18 protein-coding genes are annotated in these 21,573 nt (G+C 30.3%); 10 read left to right on the plus strand and 8 right to left on the minus strand.

Annotated elements, in window-relative coordinates; translation table 11 throughout:
• Positions 1-547, plus strand: a 547-nt coding sequence (locus QM495_RS11300; RefSeq protein ID WP_408672218.1) for an alpha/beta hydrolase, incomplete at its 5' end; no start/stop codon positions are given.
• A 236-nt stretch (positions 548-783) separates the two neighbouring features.
• Here the strand turns inward: QM495_RS11300 and rlmF are convergent.
• Positions 784-1,704, minus strand: a complete 921-nt coding sequence (rlmF, locus tag QM495_RS11305; RefSeq protein WP_408672219.1) for a 23S rRNA (adenine(1618)-N(6))-methyltransferase RlmF — start codon at positions 1,702-1,704, stop codon at positions 784-786.
• Positions 1,705-1,824: 120 nt separating this feature from the next.
• Between rlmF and QM495_RS11310 the strand changes: the two genes are divergently transcribed.
• Genes QM495_RS11310 through QM495_RS11325 form a run of 4 tightly spaced genes read left to right on the plus strand, consistent with a single transcriptional unit; the run spans position 1,825 to position 4,762 of the window.
• Positions 1,825-2,403, plus strand: coding sequence for a TetR/AcrR family transcriptional regulator (locus QM495_RS11310; protein ID WP_408672220.1), 579 nt, complete (start codon positions 1,825-1,827; stop codon positions 2,401-2,403).
• Positions 2,404-2,406: 3 nt separating this feature from the next.
• Entirely contained in the window at positions 2,407-2,919 is a 513-nt protein-coding gene (locus tag QM495_RS11315; protein WP_408672221.1) for a nucleoside-diphosphate sugar epimerase, read from the plus strand.
• A 19-nt stretch (positions 2,920-2,938) separates the two neighbouring features.
• Positions 2,939-3,571, plus strand: a complete 633-nt coding sequence (locus QM495_RS11320; RefSeq protein ID WP_408672222.1) for a nitroreductase family protein — start codon at positions 2,939-2,941, stop codon at positions 3,569-3,571.
• Between the two features lie 30 nt (positions 3,572-3,601).
• Positions 3,602-4,762 (plus strand): iron-containing alcohol dehydrogenase, encoded by a 1,161-nt coding sequence (locus tag QM495_RS11325; protein WP_408672223.1) that lies wholly within the window; start codon positions 3,602-3,604, stop codon positions 4,760-4,762.
• Between the two features lie 183 nt (positions 4,763-4,945).
• Here QM495_RS11325 and QM495_RS11330 read toward each other — a convergent pair whose 3' ends face one another.
• The 4 genes from QM495_RS11330 to QM495_RS11345 form a co-directional block, all read right to left on the minus strand.
• A complete protein-coding gene (locus tag QM495_RS11330; protein ID WP_408672224.1) occupies positions 4,946-6,397 on the minus strand; it encodes a pyridoxal phosphate-dependent decarboxylase family protein in 1,452 nt (483 codons plus the stop codon).
• Between the two features lie 3 nt (positions 6,398-6,400).
• A complete protein-coding gene (rsmI, locus tag QM495_RS11335; RefSeq protein WP_408672225.1) occupies positions 6,401-7,072 on the minus strand; it encodes a 16S rRNA (cytidine(1402)-2'-O)-methyltransferase in 672 nt (223 codons plus the stop codon).
• Position 7,073: 1 nt separating this feature from the next.
• On the minus strand, positions 7,074-7,433 hold the full coding sequence (locus tag QM495_RS11340; protein WP_408672226.1) for a cupin domain-containing protein: 360 nt from the start codon (positions 7,431-7,433) through the stop codon (positions 7,074-7,076).
• Positions 7,434-7,517: 84 nt separating this feature from the next.
• Positions 7,518-7,871: a DoxX family protein gene (locus QM495_RS11345; protein WP_408672227.1), complete on the minus strand. Its 354-nt coding sequence runs from the start codon at positions 7,869-7,871 to the stop codon at positions 7,518-7,520.
• 138 nt (positions 7,872-8,009) lie between these two features.
• Between QM495_RS11345 and aspS the strand changes: the two genes are divergently transcribed.
• From aspS to QM495_RS11360, 3 genes are all read left to right on the plus strand, one after another.
• Positions 8,010-9,758 carry an aspartate--tRNA ligase gene (aspS, locus tag QM495_RS11350; protein WP_408672228.1) on the plus strand — a complete coding sequence of 583 codons (1,749 nt, stop codon included), beginning with the start codon at positions 8,010-8,012 and terminating at the stop codon, positions 9,756-9,758.
• A 15-nt stretch (positions 9,759-9,773) separates the two neighbouring features.
• Positions 9,774-11,543: an APC family permease gene (locus QM495_RS11355; RefSeq protein ID WP_408672229.1), complete on the plus strand. Its 1,770-nt coding sequence runs from the start codon at positions 9,774-9,776 to the stop codon at positions 11,541-11,543.
• A gap of 226 nt (positions 11,544-11,769) precedes the next feature.
• Positions 11,770-13,509 (plus strand): chloride channel protein, encoded by a 1,740-nt coding sequence (locus QM495_RS11360; protein WP_408672230.1) that lies wholly within the window; start codon positions 11,770-11,772, stop codon positions 13,507-13,509.
• On the opposite strand, the gene glpQ is transcribed toward QM495_RS11360, so the two are convergent.
• Positions 13,506-14,492 (minus strand): glycerophosphodiester phosphodiesterase, encoded by a 987-nt coding sequence (gene glpQ, locus QM495_RS11365; RefSeq protein ID WP_408672231.1) that lies wholly within the window; start codon positions 14,490-14,492, stop codon positions 13,506-13,508. The genes QM495_RS11360 and glpQ overlap by 4 nt on opposite strands.
• 71 nt (positions 14,493-14,563) lie before the next feature.
• On the opposite strand from glpQ, the gene QM495_RS11370 reads away from it, so the two are divergent.
• Entirely contained in the window at positions 14,564-14,806 is a 243-nt protein-coding gene (locus tag QM495_RS11370; RefSeq protein WP_408672232.1) for a hypothetical protein, read from the plus strand.
• Positions 14,807-14,818: 12 nt separating this feature from the next.
• Here the strand turns inward: QM495_RS11370 and QM495_RS11375 are convergent, their stop codons facing one another.
• Positions 14,819-15,268 carry a nucleoside deaminase gene (locus tag QM495_RS11375; protein WP_408672233.1) on the minus strand — a complete coding sequence of 150 codons (450 nt, stop codon included), beginning with the start codon at positions 15,266-15,268 and terminating at the stop codon, positions 14,819-14,821.
• A 147-nt stretch (positions 15,269-15,415) separates the two neighbouring features.
• On the opposite strand from QM495_RS11375, the gene dxs reads away from it, so the two are divergent.
• Positions 15,416-17,191 (plus strand): 1-deoxy-D-xylulose-5-phosphate synthase, encoded by a 1,776-nt coding sequence (gene dxs / locus QM495_RS11380; RefSeq protein WP_408672234.1) that lies wholly within the window; start codon positions 15,416-15,418, stop codon positions 17,189-17,191.
• Positions 17,192-17,205: 14 nt separating this feature from the next.
• Here dxs and QM495_RS11385 read toward each other — a convergent pair whose 3' ends face one another.
• Entirely contained in the window at positions 17,206-21,375 is a 4,170-nt protein-coding gene (locus QM495_RS11385; protein ID WP_408672235.1) for a proprotein convertase P-domain-containing protein, read from the minus strand.
• Positions 21,376-21,573 lie beyond the last annotated feature (198 nt).

Below are 21,573 nucleotides of genomic sequence, written 5' to 3' on the forward strand. Positions count from 1 at the left end.
AAAAAGTATTCCTCCAATTATCTTGGTTGGAATTGAAAATACTGAAAGAGGAAGAGATTTAACAGGTTATTCTGAATCGGATTATGATGCTCAATTTTGCCCACAAACAGACGGAGCAAAAAATTTCCGAGCATTTATTACAGAAGAGTTATTTAATGAAGTAAGCAAAAGATATAGAATTAAAAATAAAAAAGGAATTATTGGAGAATCATTAGCAGGGCTTTTTGTAATGGAGACATTTATGCAATATCCTGAATCCTTTAATTTTTACATAGCATTCGACCCTTCAATATGGTGGAATGACCATTATTTGGTGAGAAATGCAAATGACCTTCTAGGCAAATTTCCTGATAAAGATATAAAACTTTGGTTTGCTGGTTCAAGTGCCGAAGATATTTCACAATACACCAATGAATTAGTAAAAAAAATAGAAAATAAAACACCAAGTAAATTAAAATGGAAATATTCAAACGAGCCAAAAGAAAAGCATAATACAATATTTAGATCAACAAAAGAAAAGGCTTTAAAATGGATGTTAAAAGAATAAAACGAAATACCAACAATGGCTATAGTTAATATGTGTTTTGGTAGTTAACCTAAAGTGAAGTGCCTTGAACAAAGTCTGCAAAATATTCAACTTTACTTGTCTATTAATTAAAGAAAAAATTAAAAATTTAGCTAAGTGTAAAATCAAAAGGACAGTTCCTTAAAATCACGTACTAAACCTAACCGATGCTGAAATAAGTTTAGCATGACGATGTAATAATTGATGAGATTATTATATTAATTATTCCAATCTTTTTGTTCCTCTTTACTTAAAAAAGTCCATGCAACCACGCGTGTCACTTTATTGCCTTGATGCATCGGTATTGTTCTAATTTCCGTTGCTCCTAATTTTTGTAGGGAATCATACATTCCCTGAACATTTTCTTTTTTAGAAACCAGTGTACTGTACCAAAAACACTGAGTTTTATAATGAGAACTTTCATACAAATACGTATGAATAAATGCTTTTTCCCCTCCTTTGTACCATAATTCTTGTTGTTTTCCACTAAAATTTCTTGTTTTAGAATCATTTCCACCTCCTAAACCCTCTAATTTCCGTGCGTTTGCTTGCATGGCATCTTCCTGAGATTTGTAAAAAGGAGGATTACATATTGTAGCTGAAAATTTATCTGTTTCATTTAAAATACCTGTGAAAATATGTGTTGAATCTTTTTGTTGTTTAAGTTTTATGAAATCCGTTAAGTTGTTCTTTTTAATAATCTTTGTTGCTCTATCTAACGATTTTTTATCAATATCTGTTCCTACAAATCGCCAACTATATTCTGCATTTCCCAATAATGGATAAATACAATTTGCACCAGTTCCTATATCTAAAATTGAAATTGGTTCTGTTATTTCAGAGGATTTTAACACACCTGCTAAATGATGAATATAATCTACTCTACCTGGAATTGGCGGACATAAATTATCATCAGGGAAATCCCAAAAAGTAATATTATAATACTTAAATAATAATGCTGTATTTATTGCTTTTACAGCTTCAGGGTTTGAAAAATCTATTGTTTCCGTTCCGTATTTGTTAACAAATACAAATTGTATTAACTTAGGGTAAACTTCACATAAATCTTCAAAATTATAATCTTGTTGATGTATATTATTAGGATGAAGTGAACCTTGTTGCTTATGTGATTTTGTCATAATTTTAGAAAACTCAAAAGTACTACATTTTAAGTTTTAACATCATTTTATATTTACAAAAAGAATGAATGTTCATTTTGTAAATATATTTATATATATTTGCACCGAAATAACGAATCTATGGCAATTAGACAAAAATGTGATAAAAAGCGTGTTGCTTTATTAAAAGCAACACTTCACTTGGTAAATAACCAAGGTTTTCATCATGCACCGATGTCTAAAATTGCTGAAATGGCTGAAATGTCTCCAGCAACTATTTATATTTATTTTGAAAACAAACAAGATTTAATCAATCAGTTGTATTTAGAAATGAAAAGCACATTTAGCTCTTTTGCTTTTAAAAATTATAGTGAAGAACAATGTGTTAAAGAAAGTTTTAAAAAAGTTTGGTATAACATTGCTAATTTTAAATTAAACCACGAGAAAGAGTCAAATTTTTTATCACAATGTGATAATACCCCAATTATTGATGAAGAAATTAAACTCGAAGGCTTAAAGCATTTACAACCACTTCTTGATTTATGGGAAAGAGGAATACAAGAAGGTATTATAAAACCTATTTCACCTTATCTTTTGTATGCTTTTACCATTTACCCGTTAGCATTTTTAACAAAAAAACAATATAAAAATAGTTGCGAGTTAACTACTAATAAATTGATTGAAGCTTTTCAAGTTGCTTGGGATGGTATAAAAATATAAACGATGGGAAAAACTGCAATTATATTAGGAGCATCAGGCTTAACAGGTTCAATACTTTTAAATAAGTTATTGAAAGACGAGCGTTATAATACCATCAAATTATTTTCACGAAAAAAAATTGATTATGGAATTCCTGTTGCTGCAGCAACGCTAGCAAAAGAAAACAAAATAACTACTTTTTTAGTAGTTTCAGCATTGGGAGCAAATGTAAAAAGTGCTATTTTTTACAATAAAACTAAAGGTGAAATGGAGTTCGAAGTGTTACAACAAAACATAACAAATACCTATATTTTACAACCTTCAATTATTAGTGGCAACCGAAAAGAAACTAGAATTGGAGAAAAAATAGGCTTGATTCTTTTTAAATTATTTCAACCTTTATTCTTTGAAAAACTAAAAAAATACAGTATTACAAAAGCTAATGATATTGCACTATCCATGATAAGTTTAGCGAATTCAACAGCAACAGCAGTACAAATAATAACATCAGATAAAAGAAATTTTAAAAAATTATAACTAAAAGAATCAAAATATTATGGAATTATTAGATAAATTAAATTGGAGATACGCTGCAAAAGCAATGAACGGAGAAAAAGTATCTCAAGAAAAAATTGACAACATTATTGAGGCAGCACGTTTAGCTCCAACTTCAAGTGGATTACAACCTTTTGAAATAATTGTAATAAAAAATCAAGCTATTAAAGAAGAAATAAGACCTGTTTCTTGGAATCAATCAGTAATTACAGAGTGCTCTCATTTATTAGTGTTTGCTGCTTGGGATACCTATACTGAAAATAGAATTAACAAAATGTTTGATCTTGTAAATGAAGTTCGTGGATTTAAAAATGAAGGCTGGGAAAATTACCGTAAAATGTTATTGGGTATATACCCTCAAAAAGATGCTGAAGAAAACTTTAACCATGCAGCTAAACAAGCTTATATTGCTTTTAGTGCTGCTATTATTGCCGCTGCCTATGAAAATGTTGATACTACGCCCATTGAAGGGTTTGAGCCTGCCGAAGTTGATAAAATTTTAGGGTTAAGAGAAAAAGGATTAAGAAGTTGTGTAATGCTTCCTGTAGGTTATAGAAATGTAGAAAGCGATTGGTTAGTTAATCTTAAAAAAGTAAGAAAATCAACCAAAGATTTAGTAACCGTAATTGAGTAATTCATCAATAAAAAATAAAAAAATAGTAGTATGAATAATTTTCAATATAAAAATCCAACTAAAATATTATTTGGTAAAAATCAAATAGAAAATATTGTTCATGAAATTCCTGCAAATGCAAAAATATTATTGTTGTATGGAGGTGGGAGCATTAAAAAAAATGGGATTTATGAACAAGTAACAAAAGCACTCTTAAATTTTGAAGTTATTGAGTTTGGGGGAATTCCTGCAAACCCAGAATATACCATTTTAATGGATGCTTTAAAAATAATTAAAGAAGAAGATATTACATTTTTATTAGCTGTTGGTGGAGGTTCTGTAATTGATGGAACTAAATTTTTATCGGCTGCTACTTTATTTGAAGGTAAAACTCCTTGGGATATTTTATCAAAAAACATTAGAATTTTAAAAGGAATGCCATTTGGAACGGTACTAACATTACCCGCTACGGGTTCTGAAATGAATTCTGGAGCTGTCATTACTAGAAAAGAAACCCAAGAAAAATTTGCCATGGGTGGACCGGGATTATTCCCAATGTTTTCAATATTAGATCCTGAAGTCATAAAATCAATACCTCAACGTCAAATTGCAAATGGTTTAGCTGATGCCTTTACGCACGTTTTAGAACAATATATGACATATTCTGTTGGTGCTTTTCTTCAAGATCGTTTAGCTGAAAGTATTTTACAAACTTTAATAGAAGTTGCTCCAAAAATAATGAACGATACTTCAGATTATGAAGCGGCTTCTAATTTTATGTGGAGTTGTACTATGGCATTGAATGGATTAATTCAACAAGGCGTACCATCCGATTGGGCTATCCATATGATTGGTCATGAGTTAACTGCTTTATATGGAATAGACCATGCAAGAACTCTAGCAATTATTACTAAAAGTCATTACACATTGAATTTTGAAGATAAAAAAGAAAAATTAGCACAATATGCCGAGCGTGTTTGGAATATTTCTGAAGGAACTTTAGATAAAAAAGCCAAAGCCGGAATTGCAAAAACAACTGCATTTTTTCAATCTTTAGGTATTAAAACAAAACTTTCTGAATACACAACAGATTATAAAGGAACAGCTCAACTAATTTCAAAACGATTTGAAGAACGCGGTTGGAAAGGCATTGGTGAACGTGGAAAAGTAACTCCAAAAATTGTTGAAAAAATTATAGAAATGAGTTATTAAAAAAGTTATTCTTAAATTGAAAGAGAGACTTGTTTGAAAATAAAATTGTCGTCAACCTAAACTTGTTTCAGGTTCTCATAACCAATGAAAATCATTATGCTGAAATTCTAAAATAACACTTCGACAAGCTCAGTGTGACATTATTCAGAATGATGGAATTTAATAAATTTTCAAACAGTCTTCTTAAGAAATCGAAAATACTTCTTTAGTCTGTATTAAACATTTTAGAATCATTTCAATAGCCGTATCAATAGTTACTTTTTTAGTTCTAATAGAAAGTATTGCCATTCGAATTACAAACTTTCCTTTTATTTTAGTGGTGCTTAAAAAAACATCACCATTTTTATGAATAAACTCAATTAGTTTTTCATTAAAAACATTCTCATCAATTTCTTTTGAAGGATACCAAAAATAACTCACAGTTAAATCTGGTTGAGGGCCTAATTTAAAACCTATTTCGGTTAATTTATTTCTAAAATATGCTGTAAGCAATATTTTTTCATCAAAACTTGCTTTAAAAGGTTCTAATCCGTGAATTTGTAATGGCAACCACATTCTTAATCCTCTAAAATGTTTTGTTAATTCAGGAGAAACATCCGAAGGATTAATTTGCAAATCTGCTGATATTGCATCTTGCATATAATCAGCCGTGTAATGATGTGAATGAAAAACAGCTTCTTTATCTTTTATTAAAACGGCTCCAATTCCGTAGGGTAAAAATAATCCTTTATGCGGGTCTATAACTAGCGAATCTGCCAATTCAATTCCTTTAAAAAGATGTTTTCTATTTTCTGATAAAATAAAAAAACCACCATACGCACCATCAATATGATACCATAAATTATTTTCCTTTGCAATTTTTCCAATTACTGCCAACGGATCAATTGCACCAGTATCAGTAGTTCCTGCGGTAGCAATTACCATAAAAGGATTTAATCCTTTTTGTATATCATTTTGAACTTTTTTTTCTAATTTAACAGTATTAATTTTAGAAAATTCATCTAATTCTAAGGTGCTAATTTTAATATCTTCTAGTCCAATAATTCGAAGTGCTTTGCGAATACAATGATGTGCTTGCGGACTTAAATACAAAACACTTTTGGTTATTTTTTCGTTTTTAATTTTGTGTTTATCTCTGGCTGCCGTTAACGCAATTAAATTGGCTATTGAACCACCAGAAGTTAAATTTCCAATGGCTGTTTTTGGAAAACCAAAAATAGATTTCATCCAATTTAGTAACTCATTTTCTATAGTTACCGCACCTGGTGAAGCATAATACATTCCTGCATATTCATTGGTAACACTTGCTAAAAAATCACCAATAGCAGCGGTATAAATTCCACCACCTGGAATATATCCTAAATGTTTTCCTGAAGCTGGCTTAATACCTTTTAACACAACTTCTGAATTAAAATTAGACAATAATTCTTTTAAATCTTTCTTATTCTTTTGAATTGATAATTTTTCAATATTCGGATTCCCTTCAACATAAGCAGGATAATTTTCAATGTTTTTTAGAAAATTATTCACAAACTCTTGAATTTGAATATTTATATGTTCTCTTTCTTTAACAGAAGGATTTAGTTCTTGTGAAATTTTTTGTAAGTCTTCAATTTGAGTAATTAAACTATTCATACATTATTTTTTACCCGAAACAATAATAACAAATTCACCTTTAGGTGATTTTGTTGTGAAATACTCTATAAGTTCAGATACTGTTCCTCTAATTGTTTCTTCATATAATTTTGTCAATTCTCTAGAAACTGAAATTAGACGATTTTCTCCAAAATACTCAGAAAAATGAGTCAATGTTTTTAATAATTTATGAGGAGATTCGTAAAAAATCATCGTTCTAGTTTCTTCAGCTAAAAAAATCAAACGCGTTTGACGTCCTTTTTTTACAGGTAAAAAACCTTCAAACACAAATTTATCATTGGGTAAACCACTATTAACTAATGCCGGAACAAAAGCTGTTGCGCCAGGTAAACATTCAATTTCAATATTATTTTCTATGCAAGCACGCGTTAACAGAAAACCAGGATCGGAAATTGCAGGTGTACCAGCATCCGAAATTAATGCTATAGATTCTCCACTTTGTATGCGTTGAACAATGTTAGCAACTGTTTTATGCTCATTATGCATATGGTGACTATGCATGTGTGTAGCAATTTCAAAATGTTTCAGTAATTTACCACTTGTACGTGTGTCTTCAGCCAAAATTAAATCTACTTCTTTTAAAACTCTTATTGCTCTAAGCGTAATATCTTCTAAATTTCCAATAGGTGTTGGCACCAAGTAAAGTTTTGCCATATTATATATTTTCGAATGTTTCAACAGTTAAATTACTGATGACATTACCAGTATGTTTAATGGCTAAAGGTTCAAATAACAGTACGTGAACTTCTTCTTTTGCAATTGGTTTGTGCTCAACTCCTTTTGGGATAATAAATAATTCTCCTTCGTTTAACTCAACTGTTTTATCTCTAAATTCAATAATTAAACTCCCTTTCATAATGTAAAAAAGTTCGTCTTCATTTTCATGTGTATGCCAAATAAATTCACCTTTTAGCTTAGCAAGTAGTAATTGTTGTCCGTTTAGTTCTCCAATTTTTTTTGGAGTCCAATGTTCATTAAACAATTTGAATTTTTCGGAAATATTAATTGATTTCATTTTGCTAAAATACAAAGATTTTAGATAAATAAGCGAGCCTTCTTGAAGTCATCTTTTTTAAATAAAACTATTAAATCATTAAACTCAACGACCAATTTTTTTTCCTATAACATAAGAAATTACCAATAATATCATAAAAATAGTAGGAAAAGGATCAACTTCAGCAATCATAACATGTGCAAAAAATGCCAATATAAAATTGAAGAAAAACCCAGCATAAGCAAGCTCCTTCAGTAAGGACTTTTTATAAAATAAAATAACTAAAGCTCCCATAATTTTTGCTATAGCCAATGGATAAATCAAATATATAGGATAGCCATAGTTTACAAAGTATACTACTAATTTTTCATAATAGACCATATAAAAAAAACCAGTAATAATTAACAAACTAAACAGACTTATTGTTGATATCCAATACAGGTATTTATAATGAGGCATTGTACAGTTACTTTAAAAGATGTGATAAATCATTTCTTCAAATTTAAAGTTTTATTGGGAATTTTAAAAAATACTTTTAATTCTATTTATCTAACTACTATTTCATTAAATTTGCACTTTCTTTTTAAAAATTAAACAATGTTTAGAACACATACAAACGGAGAATTACGATTAGCAAATGTTGGTGAACAAGTTACCTTGGCTGGATGGGTGCAAAAAACACGCGATAAAGGTTTTATGGTTTGGATTGATTTGCGTGACCGTTATGGGATTACACAATTAATTTTTGATGAAGATAGAACGTCAAAAGAAATGATTGAAAGTGCCAAAAATTTAGGTCGTGAATTTGTAATTCAAGTAAAAGGTGAGGTTATAGAACGTTTATCTAAAAATAAAAATATTGAAACAGGTGCAATTGAAATATTAGTGAAAGAACTCACTGTTTTAAATGAATCTATTACTCCTCCTTTTACTATTGAAGACGTAACTGATGGTGGTGATGAGTTAAGAATGAAATATCGTTATTTAGATATTAGAAGAAATCCCATAAAAAACAATCTAATATTTCGTCATAAAGTAGCAATGGAAGTTCGTAAATACCTTTCCGATAAAGGGTTTATTGAAATTGAAACGCCTGTTTTAATTAAATCTACTCCTGAGGGTGCTCGTGATTTTGTAGTGCCAAGCAGAATGAATGAAGGTCAGTTTTATGCCTTACCTCAATCACCTCAAACTTTCAAGCAATTACTAATGGTTGGTGGAATGGATAAGTATTTTCAAATTGTAAAATGCTTTAGAGATGAAGATTTACGTGCTGATAGACAACCAGAATTCACTCAAATTGATTGTGAAATGGCATTTGTTGAGCAAGAAGATATTTTGAATAGATTTGAAGGACTAACACGTCATTTATTAAAAGAAATTAATGGTGTTAACGTTGCTAAATTTCCAAGAATGACCTATGACGAAGCGATGAAAAAATACGGGAACGATAAACCCGATATTAGATTTGGAATGGAGTTTAGCGAACTAAATGAAGTTGCACAACACAAAGAATTTGGTGTTTTTAACAATGCTGAATTAGTGGTTGGTATTGCGGTTCCTAATGGAAGTACTTATACGAGAAAAGAAATAGATAAATTAATTGAATGGATAAAACGTCCTCAAGTGGGTGCTTCAGGAATGGTGTATGTAAAATGTAATGAAGATGGTACTTTTAAATCTTCAGTTGATAAATTTTATGACCAAGAAGATTTAGCAAAATGGGCCGAAATTACAGGAGCTGATAAAGGAGATTTAATTTGTATTTTGTCTGGAAAATCAGATAAAGTGAGAACTCAATTAAGTGCCTTACGTATGGAAATGGCAGAGCGTTTAGGATTAAGAAATCCTAAAGAATTTGCACCGCTTTGGGTTGTTGATTTTCCACTATTAGAATGGAATGAAGAAACCAATCGTTATCATGCAATGCATCATCCGTTTACATCACCTAAACCAGAAGATATGAAATTGTTAGATTCTAACCCTGGAAAAGTAAGGGCTAATGCGTATGATATGGTTTTAAATGGAAATGAAATTGGTGGTGGTTCTATTAGAATTCATGATAAAGAAACACAAGCTTTAATGTTTAATCATTTAGGATTTACTCCTGAAGAAGCAAAAGAGCAATTTGGATTTTTAATGAATGCTTTTGAATATGGTGCACCTCCACACGGTGGTTTAGCTTTTGGATTGGATAGATTAGTAGCTATTTTAGGAGGACAAGAAACTATTCGAGATTTTATAGCGTTCCCTAAAAATAATAGCGGTAGAGATATTATGATTGATGCTCCTTCTAAAATTGATAAAACTCAATTAAAAGAATTAAAATTGAAATTAGATTTATAATCTTAAATTTATAGTATGGGAGTTAAAATTCATAAAAAATTAAATGAGTTAGCTGCTACAGCTATTTGTGGTAATGATATTAGCTCATCTGTATTATATGTTTCAGCTTTAGCAATTGCCTTTGCTGGACAATATGCTTGGATTACTTTACTAATTGTATCTGTAGTATTATTTCTTTTCAGAAAGATTTATGGTGAAGTTGTTGGTGCTTTACCTTTAAATGGAGGTGCTTACAATGCACTATTAAATACAACAAGTAAAAGCATGGCTTCTTTTGCAGCTACTTTAACCTTGTTATCTTATATGGCAACTGCTGTAATTTCAGCAAATGAAGCTATCCATTATTTACATCACTTAATTCCAATGATGCCAATAATTATTGCTACCATTGTTTTGTTAGGTGTTTTTGCTGCTTTAGCTATTGGTGGAATTACAGAATCGGCAAAAGTAGCTATTGGAATATTTTTATTCCATTTATCATCGTTATTTATTTTAAGTGGATTTATTATTTATTATTTGGTAACTTCTAATGGTATTCAATTATTTTTAGAAAATTGGCATTTTTCCGGAGGAGAAGGAAGTGTTACAAATGCAATATTTTTCGGTTTTGCAGCTTCTATGTTAGGTGTTTCAGGATTTGAAAGTTCGGCTAATTTTGTTGAAGAACAAGAAAAAGGTGTTTTCCCTAAAACACTGAAAAATATGTGGTCTATTGTAAGTATTATTAATCCTTTGATGGCTGTATTTGCATTGGCTTTATTTGCTATTCCTGTATTACAAAGTGCCGAATATCAAAATACATTGTTAGTTGAAATGGGGAAACATGTTGGAGGAGAATGGGTTGCAACCTTAATTTCTATTGATGCATTTTTAGTATTAAGCGGGGCAGTACTTACAAGTTTTGTTGGTGTTTCTGGTTTACTAGAACGAATGACTTTAGATAGAATTTTACCTCAATTTTTCTTAAAAAAGAATAAAAAAGGAAGTTCGTATAGAATTATCTTAATGTTTTTCTTTTTATCGGTTTCAGTATTGTTAATTACCAACGGAAATGTAAAGTTATTAGCAGGTGTTTATACCATTTCATTTTTATCTGTAATGATTTTATTTGGAGTAGGTAATATTTTATTAAAAGTAAAAAGAAGTAAATTACCTCGTCCAGAAAAAGCATCATGGATTTCTGTTTTATTTGCCATACTGGCTGTTGGAATAGCTTTATTAGGAAATTTAACCATGATTCCAAAAGATGGTTTACCTAGTAATTTAACTATATTTTTAGATTACTTTGTACCAACAATTATTTTTATTATAATCATGTTAAATAGAACAGTTTTATTAACTTTTTTATTAAACTTAATTCATACAATTTTTGATCCGGTACGTAATGTAGTATTGAAAACTGACAAGCAAATATTAAGTATCATAAATAAAATAAATTCTCAGGAATTTGTATTTTTTACCAAAGGAGATAAAATAGCAACACTTAATAAAGTGATGCTTTATATTTTAAAAAATGAACATACTAAAAAAATAAAAATTGTTCTTGCTCTAGAAAAAGGACAAAGTGAGCCCCCAAATTTATCACAAGAAATAGATTTTTTAGATCGTGAATATCCTGAAATAGCTATTGAATTTTTAACAGTTCAAGGTAAATTTAGTCCTAAACTAATTAGAGAACTTTCTAAAAAATGGGATATTCCAATCAACTTTATGTTTATTGGATCGCCTAGCGATAAATTCCCTTATAAAATTGAAGAATTGGGTGGCGTTCGATTAATTATTTAATAAATGGGAGAGCGAAACCTCTTCCACTATTTTTAATTACAAATTTGATTGGTGTCAGCCAAAAAAATATAATTCAAAATGTAATACTAAAGAAAAGTACTATAAAAACAGCTCTAAATTAGTAGCTTAATCCCTTTATTTTGATACTTTTGCATACTTATTTTTATTAAAAAAAATGTCCACTCGTTCAAAAATTTTATTTCGTAAATTTTTAAAATGGAGATATATGAATATCTCTAATAAGCAATTTACACATATTGCAAGTACAATTATTGGTTTATTAGCAGGGCTTGGAGCTGTAATTTTAAAAAACTTCACACACTTTATTCAGCATTTACTTGAGGGTAAATTTATAAAAGATCTACATCAAGCCTTTTATTTTATATTTCCTATAATTGGTCTATTAATTGTAATTCTGTTCATAAAATATGTAGTTAAGAAAAAAATAGGACACGGTATTCCTTCTACCCTTTATGCAATTTCAAAACAAAAAGGAATTATGCCCAGCCATCAAATGTGGGCTTCTATTATTACAGCTCCATTAACCGTTGGTTTTGGTGGTTCAGTTGGATTGGAAGGGCCAACAGTTGCCACAGGTGCAGCTTTAGGTTCTAATTTTGCTCGTTTTTTTCATTTAAACCAAACTACAAGAACCTTACTTATTGGTGCTGCAGCTGCAGGAGCAATGTCATCTATCTTTAAAGCTCCTATTGCTGCTATAGTTTTTGCTGTTGAAATTTTTAGCTTAGAACTAACTTTAGCTTCTATGATTCCTTTATTACTTGCTTCTATAACAGCAGTATTAACTTCTTATTTCTTTTTAGGAGATGATGTGTTACTTCACTTTCAATTACAAGAAAAATTTTTATTAAAGGATGTCCTTTTCTATGTTTTATTAGGTGTTTTTACTGCGGGAATTTCCATTTACTTTAGTAAAGTTTATTTTTTTATAAGTGATTATTTTAAAAAATTTAAAAACCCCTATAAACGCTTATTAATAGGGGGGTTGCTTATTGGCGTTATTGTATTTTTAATTCCACCATTGTTTGGTGAAGGATATGAAACTATTAATAATATTTTAAAAGGGAATGTTGGAAATATTATTATGAATAATATTTTTAATATTAGAATTGGAAGTATTTGGTCTATTATAGTACTTTTAGCAGTACTCGTGATTTTTAAAGTGGTTGCAATGTCACTTACTTTTAGTGCTGGTGGTATTGGTGGCGTTTTTGCACCAACCTTATTTACGGGAAGTATTACAGGGTTTGTTTTTGCTATGATTATTAATTATAGTAATATTTTACAACATCAACTTTCGCTTACTAATTTTGCTATGGTTGGAATGGCGGGTTTAATGGCGGGTGTATTACAGGCACCGTTAACAGCAATTTTTTTAATTGCTGAAATTACTGGAGGTTATGAACTTTTTATTCCTTTAATGATTGTTGCTTCCATATCTTTTATAATAACAAAAATATTTATACCTCATAATATATATGCACATGAATTGGCTAAAAAAGGTGAACTTATTACCCATAATAAAGATAAAAACGTTTTAATGTTATTAGATTTAGATAAGTTAATTGAAACTAATTTTATATTATTATATCCTGAAATGAGTTTAGGTGATGTAGTTACAAATGCGGTAGCAAAATCTTCCCGTAATCATTTTCCTGTGATAAATAATGATAAAGAATTTTTAGGGGTACTTACTATTAATGATATACGAAGTATTATGTTTGATAAAAATTTATATGAAAAAGTTAAAGTAAGGTCTTTAATGCACGATGGTTCAGATATCATTTACTACGAAAAAGATTCTGCTGAAGAAATCCTAAATAAATTTAAAAGAACAGGAGCATGGAATTTAGTAGTTTTAAAAGAAGGTAAATATTTTGGGTTCATGTCAAAATCTCGATTATTAACTGCCTACCGAAGAAAACTTATTGATGTTACTGCTTAATTCTTATTCAAAAATTTAACAACTTTATCAGGGAAATCGGTAAAAACACCATCAATATTTGCTTCATATAAAGCTACATTTAACAATTCATCAAAAGAACTAAAATCACCTAATTGATCAGCTCTAAATGTGTATGCGTGGACTTTTAAATGAAGTTGATGTGCATTAGAAACCAAATTAGAGATTTGCCAAGTTCCATCCTTATTTTTCCCAATTATAATTTGTTGAATCCAAGGCCCAATACCATCTGCATATTTAGAAAATTCTTCTAATCTTGTTTCTTCTTCTTTAAATTCCATTAATTGTACTAAAAAAAGTTCACTTTTAAGTTCTGTTCTAATTCGTTTCAATTCATTTGCATCAAAACATTGTAAAATACAACGATCCTTTTTGTTTTTATAACCATATTTAGTCAATATATTCAACACTATTTTTGAAATGTCTTTTCCTTCTTTTAAATGAAAAACAGGGTCTTTAATTTCAGGGTAAATTCCAATATTTTTTCCTGTACTTTTGTTTAAACCTTGAATTAATTCTATTTCTTCTTGTAATGAATGTAATTTAAAACTAGACTTGCCCAATGGAAATCTGTTTGGATAAATTGCTTTATTTGTTAACGGATCAAATCGTTCAGAAACATTTAACTGTTTTAACTCTTCAAAAGTAAAATCAATGACATAATAACGATTGTCTTCTCGTTTTCTATTTGAAAATTGTATTGCTACATCCGTAACTGTTTCTAAATGAATATCGTGTATTACTATAGGTACATTATCTTTACTCAGTACAATATCTTGTTCTAAAAAATCTGCTCCCATGGCATACGCCATCGTTTTTGCAGGTAACGTATGTTCCGGTAAATAACCTGATGCGCCACGATGTGCAATCACTATTTTTTCGGCTTTTGGTTGCGCTATTTTTATTTCATTTGTTTGACACCCAATAAAAGTTAAAGTTAAAATTACTACTGAAAATTTGGACATATTATAAGTTTAAAAACGGTTTAAATATATTACTTTTTGTAGTTTTACAGCTAATTTACAAAAATCTATTTATGAAATTTGTGTTAATTACTATTTTGGTGTTGGCAATAGGAATGTTAACCTATGGTTTTTATATAAAATCTAACGGTGATCTTAATGGTGAAATTATAGTTGGTTTAAGTGTATTAATAATTGCATTTGTTTTTATGCCTTTATTTATTTACCACCGATATAAAAATAAAAAAATGAGTGATTTTACCTTTGATAAGTTCAGAAAAAACCTTGAAGAAAGAAGTAAGAGTGAACGGAAATAAACGTTTAAATTATTAATTTAAATTTCTCTTTTCAATAAAAAACTTTTTTAAAAGTAGCCCACATTCATCTTTTAAAACCCCTCCAATAACTTCAGTTTTAGGGTGTAATGTTGTTTTTAAATTTAAAAAACCTCTTTTTTCTTCCGAAGCTCCATATATAATTTTACCTAATTGCGCCCAATAACTTGCACCTGCACACATTTGACATGGCTCTAAAGTTACATACAACGTGCATTCTTTTAAATATTTACCACCTAAAAAATCGGCTGCAGCAGTAAAAGCTTGCATTTCAGCATGGGCAGTTACATCATTCAATGTTTCTGTTAAATTATGAGCTCTTGCTATAATTTGATTATTCATTACGATCACTGCTCCAACCGGTACTTCATTTTTATTAAATGCTTGTTGTGCTTCTTGCAAAGCTCGTTTCATAAAATAAGTATCATCAAAAGGATTTATCATATTTCAAAAGTAATTATTTTAATATTAGGAATAATTTAAATATTGTAATTTTGTGTTGAATGAACCGAGCACTACAAATTTTGATACCTATAAAAATTATGAATAGCGAACACCATCTGTTACCTATAAAAAATAAAGTTTGAACAGATGAAAACAACCTTGTTACAACATATTAATACTCCGAAAGATTTACGTAAACTTTCTAAAAATCAACTTCCAAAAGTTGCTAAAGAATTACGCGAATTTATTATTGATGTGGTTGCTACAAAAGAAGGTCATTTAGGTGCAAGTTTAGGTGTAGTTGAATTAACTATTGCAATTCATTATGTTTTTGACACACCAAATGATTTATTAATTTGGGATGTTGGACATCAAGCTTACGGACATAAAATTTTAACTGAAAGAAGAACCATTTTTCATACAAATAGACAATTAGGCGGTATTTCAGGATTTCCTAACAGAAAAGAAAGTGTTTACGATGCTTTTGGGACAGGACATTCTTCAACTTCAATTTCAGCAGCTTTAGGAATGGCAATTGCTTCAAAAATAAAAGGTGATTTTAAAAAACAACATATTGCCGTAATTGGTGATGCTTCAATTGCAAGTGGAATGGCTTTTGAAGGCTTAAATCATGCAGGAGTTACAGATGCTAATTTGTTGATAATTTTAAATGACAATACTATGGGAATTGACCCAAGTGTTGGCGCTCTAAAAAAATATTTTACCAAGGTAAAAGCCGGAAAAAAAGTTCGAAAAAATAATATTATTGAAGCTTTAAACTTTAATTATTCTGGTCCAATAGACGGGCATAATATTAATAAAATTATTACTGAATTAGAACGATTAAAATCTGTTGAAGGGCCAAAGTTTTTACATATAATTACTACTAAAGGTAAAGGTTTACAAAAAGCAGAAGAAGATCAAGTTACCTACCACGCTCCTGGTAAATTTGATAAAATTACTGGTGAGAGAATTGCAAATACTATTGAGAATCAGCCTCCAAAATTTCAAGACGTTTTTGGAGAAACTATTGTTGAATTAGCTAAAAAAAATGATAAAATAGTAGGAATAACTCCTGCTATGCCAACAGGAAGTTCGTTAAAATTAATGTTAAATGATTTACCCGAAAGGGCTTTTGATGTTGGTATTGCCGAACAACACGCAGTAACATTAGCTGCTGGGATGGCAACACAAAGTTTAATTCCTTTTTGTGCAATTTACTCTACTTTTTTACAACGTGCTTATGATCAAATAATTCACGATGTAGCTTTACAAAATTTACCTGTAGTTTTTTGTATTGATAGAGCTGGAATTGTAGGTGAAGATGGCGCAACGCATCACGGAGTTTTTGACATAGCCTATTTACGTTGCATTCCTAATTTAGTAATTTTTGCTCCTTTAAATGAAATTGAATTACGTAATATTATGTACACAGCTCAATTAGGAATTGATTTTCCTTTAGCAATTCGTTACCCAAGAGGACGGGGAACTATTTTTGATTGGAAACAACCTTTTTCAACTATTGAAATTGGTAAAGGTGAAGTTATTTCAGAAGGAGATAAAATAGCTATTTTAAGTATTGGAACTATTGGAAATACCATTATTGAACTTCAAAAAGAATTGCCTTCAAACAAAGCTGCTCATTACAATATGCGATTTGTAAAACCTTTAGATGAAGAATTATTACACTCTATTTTTAAAAAATTCTATACAATAATTACGATTGAAGATGGTGCAATTATAGGTGGTTTTGGAAGTGCTATTTTAGAATTTGCTTCTAACCATAACTATAAAAATAATTCAATAAAACAATTAGGAATTCCTGACAATTTTATTGAACACGGTAAAATAAATGAACTTTTTGAGAGTATTCATTTATCAAAAGAATACATTAAAAAATTCATTTTACAATTGCTACCTTAAACAAAGAAATTTAATTATTTAATAATAAGTTTTTTGCTTCCTTGCAGGTTATCTGTACTCAATTTTAATATGTAAATTCCTGAAGTTAAATTTTGAGCATTAATATGCTCTACATTTCCACTGTTAAAATTTAACTCTTGCATAAATACTTTTTGACCTGTAATTGAATACATTTCTACACTGGTTTTTCCTATTCCTTTTGAAGAAGAAATAGAAAAATCACCATTTGAAATAGTTGGATATACAGAAATTCCTGTTTTCTCAAAAAAGTAATTATCAATAGCTAAAGCTGCGTCAATTGTAATATTAACTTGTTGATTTGGTAAAAATCCACCAGTTGCATTTGTTATATCAACTTTAAATGAATCAACTGTAGAAACTCCACTCGAATTTACATAAGTTACTTTTGAAGTATTAATATCTGCTTGTGTAAATGTTTCACCTAAAGTTAAAGCAACATTATTTAACCTTACTTCACCAACTGTTGGTAATACAGCCAACATATAAACTTGTTCACTAGCGATAGAGCCCACACTGGTTGCTTCTGTTTCTGCCTGTATCAAAGTATATGAACCATTAGCTCCTACTGTAATTGGACTATTTGTAAAGGTTGAATTTGTAATTGTTTGGGTTTGGCAAATTTCTATAGACCAACTATTAATGGTTCCTGTATCTACATTATAATAATCTAGTACTTTTAAAGTCCAGTCTCCAAGAGAAGATTTTCCATTAAAACCAGACAAAAGATTTGTTGGAATATTTGTTCCCGTTACTGGGGTATCACAAGTAATTGTTGCTGCAGCTGCATCATCATAGGTAGCAGAAATATCATTTTCACCATTACACTCTCTATCAAATAATACTATTTCTGTTGCATCAGGGGCAATTACTGAAATTACTAAATCTTGAATATATGTATGACTTATATTAATAGTAACATTAATATCACTAACCGTAATATCATCTGCTACAGTAATAATTGATTCTGCTGCTGCACCAGCCGTATTTGCTCCTATTCCATCAGGAATAGCCATACTTGTATTATTTGTTAATGTATTACATGTAATTGCTGTTTGAAATTTTTGAGTTGCAGAATAATCCCCATTTGCACAACTATTTATTGCTCTAACCTTCCAATAATATATTGTCCCATAATTTAAGTTTAAAGTACTTGTATATGAATTAGTAACTACATTGGCTGTTTCTATAATTGTATTAAAGCCTGCATCTGTAGCAATGTCAATATCATAAGATGTAGCATTTGTATCTGCATTCCAGTCAAAAACAAGACTAGAAATAGCAATTCCTGTAGCTTCATTTACTGGAGCTGTTGCAGTTAAAATTCCAAAGTTTGAATCTACTACTTTTAAAACTACATCTGTAGAATACGTATCATTTCCTGTTCCAATTACTGTGATGGTATATTCTCCTGTTGCAACTGCTCCAATGTTTCCAACAGTCATTGTAAATGTTCCTGTTGCATTTAATGATGTTGGACTAAAAGTTATAGAAACTCCTGCAGGTTCTCCTGTAGTAGAAAAAGTGGTAGCTGTATTATAGGATGGTGTTGCTGTAAAGTCAAATGTAAAAACTGCATCATTTGGTGTGCAAGTTGATACTGTACTACTTTGAGCTGTGAATGAAAAATCTGTACCTGTAAATTGCCCAGTAAAAACACCTCTTCCAAATGTGGTTGCTAAAATACTATTATCTGAGGTTCGTACATCCAAATCTACTACTTTAACATCCATCATCCCATTTTGAGAACTAACCCAAGTTGGTGAAGCATTATCAAAATTACTGGTAGACCAAATCCCTAAGTCTGTACCAATAATTACTTCATTTAACGCTAACGGATTTTGTAAAATACATTTTACAGGCATATCAGGTAAATCTCCTTCTTTACTTATCCAATTAGTTCCACCATCAGCAGAGTACCAAACACTGGTAACACCATAATTATGAAATGTCACAAAAATATCATTTTCAGTTGCTCCAAATTCAACTGCTGAGACACTACCAACAAATGATCCTCCTGAAATATCTGCCCAAGTTGGCGTTGCTTCTGCAGTTGTTAATTTTAATAATTTACTATCATCTGTACCAACAAGCAAAGTTGTACTAGTTGTTGTGTATGGTGATACTTTAAATGCTGTAGGGGAACCTGTTAATAAAGCATGTGTTAATTGTAATTTTGTTGCACTAGCGCTACCTAAAGTGTATCTATTTATTTGTTTTGTAGCTCCAGCAGACCCATTAGAATACATAATATTTAAATTATGATCTAATCCTGCAGGATTAATAAAATCACCCTCAGTTGAGCCATTATCTATAGAATATCCACCACCCGAATAAGGTAAATCATAATAATAATGTGTATTATACACATAAGAAACAATCATATAATCACCATCTTTATCTATAGTACTATACGCACCATCTCCTCCAAATACATCAACACTTGAGTTGGTTCCAGAAGAAGCACCATTTATAAAATGAGAACCATTGTCTTGCGCTCCTGCTATAATTAATTCGTTTGCAGTATCAGGCCCATAACCACCGTAATAAAACTGCGTTACGTTGTATTCTGTATTCATAACGGCAAAAACATCATTCGTCTCAGCAGTTGATAAACTAGAAGCATAATAAATACCTCCATCACAACCAATAACAGCTTCATTATTACCACCAACTCCAGATCTAAATGTAAAAGCATGTTGATCTGCATGAACTATTGAGCAAGTAAGTGCCGCTAAATTATTATTATTAGACCATTTAGAAATTTGAGACCAATTTGAACCACTATCTTGCGATCTAAATAAATCAATACCTCCAACATACACAATAGCATCGTTTGTTGGATCAACCTCAATTACTAAATCATAAAAATCTTGACCACGTGTAAAATCGGTATTTGGAACACCTGTATCAGCATCAGCAGGTGTAGTTAACTCTGTGGTATTTGAAAACGCATCTGTTGTTACAAAAATGTGTGGATCTGTACCATCACCTTCTGTTAAAGCGTATATTTTATTAGCGTCTGTTGAAGAAACTGCTATTTCAACCCTATCAGATGTTGTTAATGTAGTTACTTGAGTCCAAGTAGCCCCATCCGTAGAACTAAATACTTTACCTCCACCATCTGAAGTCCCTGGAGTTCTAATAGAACCAAACCATAATGTATTATCTGCTGAAATTTCAAAATCGTTAGGGATTGTATAATAACTACTTCCTGGTGTTAATTCTAAATTTGAAGCTTCCATTCTACTCCAACTTACTCCATCATCATTAGATTTATATAAACCTGCGTTTTGAAAACCTAACCAATTTGTTGGGTTTGCATCTCCATACACATGAGTTCCTATACCAATAAATAATTCTGTAGAACCTACATTGTCCCAAGCTACAATATCATTAATAAAAAATATCCCGGCAAAATCAGTCCCAGATGTTCCACCACCAGCTAATTGCACAGGTACATTTACCCAGTTTGCACCTCCATCAGTTGTTTTGTAAACTCCATTCCCAACTGCAGCTCCAAACGTATATTGTTCGCCGGTTCCCATATACCAAGTATTAGAATTGTTTGGATCTACAGTAATACACGATATATTCATATTTCCTGGTACTCCTGAAACTTGTGTCCAAACTGAACCAGAATTTGTAATATCATCATTTACCCATAAACCACCACTTACTCCACCAGCAAAAACTCTTTTATTAGTAACATCATTTGGATCAAATAAAACAACTCGAGTTCTTCCTCCAACATTATTAGGCCCTCTTTCTTCCCAAGCATTATCAACTGCATCTCCAGGTGCTCTTGAAGCTAAAGATTTGTCATGTAATCTTTTTTGAAGTGACAATACTTTATATGGTTCTGGTTTCCCTGTCGCTGGGTTCATAGTTAATTCCCATTCTCGCTCATAATATTTATTAGGCGGTAATCCTTGAGATTTACGCTGCTCTTTAGTAAGTTTTAATGTTTTTTTAAATGGACTATTCTCTAAATATTTAGCATATTGTTCTCTTTTTTCTTTAGCTTTTTCATTCCTAACTACCTCTAAACCAGCATCATTATATTTTACAAAAAAATATAATGAACTAAATGCTACTACAAATAATAGCAAAAATTTTATATAGTACTTTTTGGGCTTCATATATATAAAAGTATCTTTTAACATTTTAACATTTTAATATCAAGTAAATTATTTAAAACGAAAGGTCTATAGTTAAAGAAGATAGCAAAGTAAATTACCACCCTTTTAGTTATATTTTGTTAAATATTTATCAGTCCGTTATAAAGTTCCAAATTTGCCCAATAGTTTGTCCACCTTGTCCATCTTTAACAACTACTTTCCAATAATAAGTTGTTGATGCTG

This window comes from Lutibacter sp., from assembly GCF_046055765.1.
In the GTDB taxonomy this organism is placed as follows: domain Bacteria; phylum Bacteroidota; class Bacteroidia; order Flavobacteriales; family Flavobacteriaceae; genus Lutibacter.